The 4,074-nt window shown below is 55.1% G+C and carries 4 protein-coding genes; all 4 read right to left on the reverse strand.

The window, feature by feature from the left end; translation table 11 throughout:
* Positions 1-89 precede the first annotated feature (89 nt).
* Entirely contained in the window at positions 90-449 is a 360-nt protein-coding gene (gene tnpB / locus APH25_RS24605) for an IS66 family insertion sequence element accessory protein TnpB (protein WP_060483656.1), read from the reverse strand.
* Positions 450-510: 61 nt separating this feature from the next.
* A protein-coding gene (locus tag APH25_RS25380; RefSeq protein WP_156333283.1) for an IS3 family transposase occupies positions 511-1,673 on the reverse strand; the annotation gives its coding sequence in 2 pieces (ribosomal slippage) (positions 511-1,418 and positions 1,418-1,673; 1,164 coding nt in all).
* A gap of 234 nt (positions 1,674-1,907) precedes the next feature.
* Positions 1,908-2,459: a hypothetical protein gene (locus APH25_RS24620; protein ID WP_060483658.1), complete on the reverse strand. Its 552-nt coding sequence runs from the start codon at positions 2,457-2,459 to the stop codon at positions 1,908-1,910.
* A 43-nt stretch (positions 2,460-2,502) separates the two neighbouring features.
* Positions 2,503-3,675: a phospholipase D family protein gene (locus tag APH25_RS24625; RefSeq protein ID WP_060483659.1), complete on the reverse strand. Its 1,173-nt coding sequence runs from the start codon at positions 3,673-3,675 to the stop codon at positions 2,503-2,505.
* Positions 3,676-4,074 lie beyond the last annotated feature (399 nt).

The following is a 4,074-nucleotide window of genomic DNA, read 5'->3' on the forward strand; positions in this document are numbered from 1 at the left end:
TTGATCATCTGTTCAAGCAGTTGCTTGAGCAGAATAGGATCGTCAGGAAGGTCTTCGGGCATGGAAATCATGCCGCGGATTATACCGAATCAGGCGACGTATCGAGGCGTCAAAACCTGATGCGGACGGTTACGCCAGAGGTCGAAGCCGTCGAGCAGCCAGTTCAGCTCCTGGACGGTCAGGATAATGACTTCGTCAGTGACATCGGGCGAGGTTTTGAACCGCTCTGACTCTAAGCGCTTGAGCCATAGGCAAAAGCCGTTGCGCTCCCAATAAAGGATCTTCACCCGGTTGCGCGGCTTGTTGAGGAAGACGAAAAGCACCGGGTCGAACACCGCCACTTTGATATCGAGCTCGACCAGCGCGGCCAGGCCATCGATGGACTTTCGGAAGTCGACGGGCTTGGGATAGAGGTAAACTTTTTCGACTTTGGCGTCGGGTCGCATCATGGTGAGCGAGCTCCAGAAAGAAATCGGGAGCACAGCATCGGGGATCAGGTAAGTGTAGTGGTCAACTCATTCCGGACACAGTTTTGAGTTTTTCTTCCGCTTTTGCCGGAGCCAGCCCATCGTTGAACTGGTGGGGCCGTGTCCAGTTGTAATGGCTCATCAGGTACTGGCTGATGTCTCGTTGAGCTTGCTGCCCAGTCAGGTACCCCGTGGTCGGTATCCACTCTGATTTCAAGCTACGAAATACTCGCTCCATCGGCGCGTTATCCCAGCAGTTGCCTCGGCGGCTCATGCTCTGGCGCACGCGGTAGCGCCACAGTCTCTGGCGGAACTGACGGCTGCCATATTGCGACCCCTGGTCGGAGTGGAACAGCAGCCCTTGAGGTTTGCCGCGTTGTTCGTAAGCCACGTCCAGCGCTTTGACCACGAGGTCTGCGTCCGGCTTATCTGATAGGGCCCAGCCCACCACTCGGCGTGCGTAGAGATCCAAGACAACTGCCAGATAGTGCCATTTGCCCTGCGCCCAAACGTAAGTGATGTCGCCACACCAGACCTGATTTGGCGCTTCGACATCAAACGCACGGTTCAAAATATTCGGAATATCTGGCCGCTCTACCGTCGCCTTTTTGTAGGCGTGTGATCCCGGCTGCTTGCTGACCAGCGCCAGTTCACGCATCAGGCTGCGCACCTTAAACCGCCCGATTTGCTCACCTTCTTCTTGCATCATTGCCTTGAGGCTACGGCTGCCGGGCGCACTTCGTCCTCGCGTGAACAGCTCATTCACTCGACTGCGCAATCGCAGTCGCTCAACGTCCGGAGTTCGTCTTCTATGACGGTGTGCGTAGTAACTTGAGCGAGTGACTTCGAACACCTCGCACAACCAATCAACGGGCTCATGGGCGCTGAACTGGCGGATCAGCGAGTACGCTCGAGATCTTCCGACATCAAGAGCGCGGTAGCCTTTTTTAGTATTGATTTCTCGCGTTCAAGGCGCGTGATTCGGGCTTCGAGCTCTTGGATTTTTTGCTGCTCTGGCGTCAACGCCTTGCTGGCGGGCGTGATGCCGCCGCGTTCCTGCTGAAGCTGGTTAACCCATCGGCGCAGGGCCGACTCGACCAAGCCGAGCGAGTGGGCTGCTTCGGCATAACTGTAGCCTTGGTCGAGCACCAGGCAAGCAGCTTCACGCTTGAATTCGGGGGTAAAGGTACGACGTTGGTTGGTCATCAGACACCTCTCTGTGGCGAGCATTCTCGCCTAAATGGGTGTCCGGTTTCATTAGACCACTACATTATTCATGCCAGAGCTAGTCGCCATCCATCGGAAGATCGAGGAGGCATGAGCAGAGGGGCTATCCGAGACACAACCCCTAAACCTGCCTTCCCTCTTCTAGCAAGCGGTACCTGGAGGCGAACACAACCTGCAGTGAGCTCTCCACTGAATGGTAGGTTGGGCCACACTCTACTTGCCACGACGCTTCGACATCTCTCCGACGCTCTGGCTAAGCGACGCGAGTGAGCGCTCGATGACCGCGAAGCCCCCGTGCGCTTCTGCATCTGCTGCCAAGGCTTGTTCGTTTTCACGGAGGTCAAGCAGCGACTTCTGCGCAGCAGCAGACAACCCAGTGTCGGGTGAACGCATACAAGACACCTTAAGCAGATGGTACAGCCGGTCTTCATTGACCGTCGCTCGTTTCACATGGTGGCGAAGTAGTCCAGAGACGAAGAAGAGCATCAACACGAAGCCACTGAGCATGACATACCCCAAATTGTGTTCCGCGGCCAAATTTGTGAAGTCCACGGGTGAGGACTGTTCCATTCCAGCTGACCTTGCGGCCGTGATCGCTCCAGCGGTAGTTTGGAGGAGCTGAATGAGATAGCTGCCAAAGGCTAGCGAGCCCATGAACACCATCACGGCGAAGAAAAGCATCGTGAAGAGGTGAACTCTTGCTCGAGATCTATGAAACCGCAATGCGTTCCGAACCTCCCGGATAACCGCTTCAAGATCGTGCATAGGGACTCCTTGTGACACGAGTGTTATTTGGCTGATCTGAGCGTCAAATTGCCGTATCTGGATTGCGGTGGCGCCAGATTACGGCATCAAGCTCGGCCAGGTTTTTAGCTGGGTATTTTTTGGCACGGCTTAGGGCGATGCGGAGCAGGCGAGCTGAGCGGATGTAGTTGGCCCCCTGAGTCGCCCCCCTGACTTTTGAAACACCTGTCCCTTGCAACCAATGACGAATAGGGGAGTTGAGGACGTAATAGTCATCCGGAAAAAACTGACAGAGCATTTCTGAAAACAGGGCTCCTCGTGTGCTTACCCCTTCGGTCGCTAAGCGATCAATCTCAAGTCTTACCACTCGATCCCGAGAAATTTCGGAGGCGTCTAATACGAGCACTACGCTTCGAGCGAGCTCTTGAAAATTGCTGCTTCGGCCCTGGCGCTCCCAGCCCGCCCCTTGAAAGCGATTCCCCTTGTAGTAAGACCAGAGGCTGTTAAGTGTGTCGTAGAATCTCAAGCTGTCGCTGTCGTCCCAATTCTTTTTGCCCGAGGCAGAGCGGAACGCCGATTCCAGTTTTGCGCGGGTTGTAGCGAACTGAAGCATTTGTTCTCGACGTCTTTTCAGGACATCCTTCAGACCAGAGAGAACATGCGGATCTGGGAGTACCAGGTCATATACGCCTCCGTTATCGCCTTCGTCGTTTTGGGCCGGGCGTTTAGGTTTAGGAGGTTGTATGGCCTCTTGATAGCCGGCAAGCCAGTTGGCGTCCAGCGTTGCACAGTTGTGAGCGAGCCCCTCGATCCACTCCTCTGCGGCTTTGAAGCTTGTCTTTGAAATCAGTGAAAAGCCGTTTGCTTCGTGGTTCGATGAAAAAGCAGCTTTAGATAGATTTGAGGAGCCCACAAGCGCGTAGCACGATCCACCTACCTCACGCCAGAACATAGCCTTTGGGTGGAAGCCTTCGATACCCTCAGCAACTAGAAATTCTTCGTGCCACTTTTCAGGGAGCCAAGAGAGCACCTGAAAGCAGGCGGCCCTGCGTGTAATACCAAAATCCTTCCCCACGATGAAGGTGAAGGTCTCGCACTGCTTTCCCAGTTCCTCCTGGATATCCCAATTAGTCAGATATGCGCTGACGATATAGAGGTGCGTCGACCTGCGAAATGCGCGTCTGTAGACATCCGCGAGTGTCGATTTCGATCTATCAGGCAGCAGCAGTAAATCCATACGGTGTGCATCCATGGCTTTTGATTTGCAGTGGAGGGGCCTTGCAACGTGAACCGCAATGGGAGGCACCGTCCGCCGAAGGCGTTCGAAGCTGATCTCATGGGATGGTCGCAGGGTGATGGCATCCGGCTACCTATGGTGGGGTGCTAGCTGCATCTTTTCAAGCATGCGATATGAGGGGGAGGACTATGCAGCGGACGGCGGCGTAAGGCCCGCTGACGGGCATAGTGCTGCGCTAAGAGCATGTGAGATGCACCATCGGCGCTACGTGGAGATGGGTTTTGAGATTTCACTGACGTCGCCTGGACTGCAGGTGCGAGGTGGGTGAGCCATTTTGAAAATGATCGTGTCCCAGGAAGTGGTGTAACTCATCGTGGCTCTGGCCACTGAGTTTGCCTT

The organism is Pseudomonas sp. NBRC 111119 (assembly GCF_001320125.1).
In the GTDB taxonomy this organism is placed as follows: Bacteria; Pseudomonadota; Gammaproteobacteria; order Pseudomonadales; family Pseudomonadaceae; genus Aquipseudomonas; species Aquipseudomonas parafulva.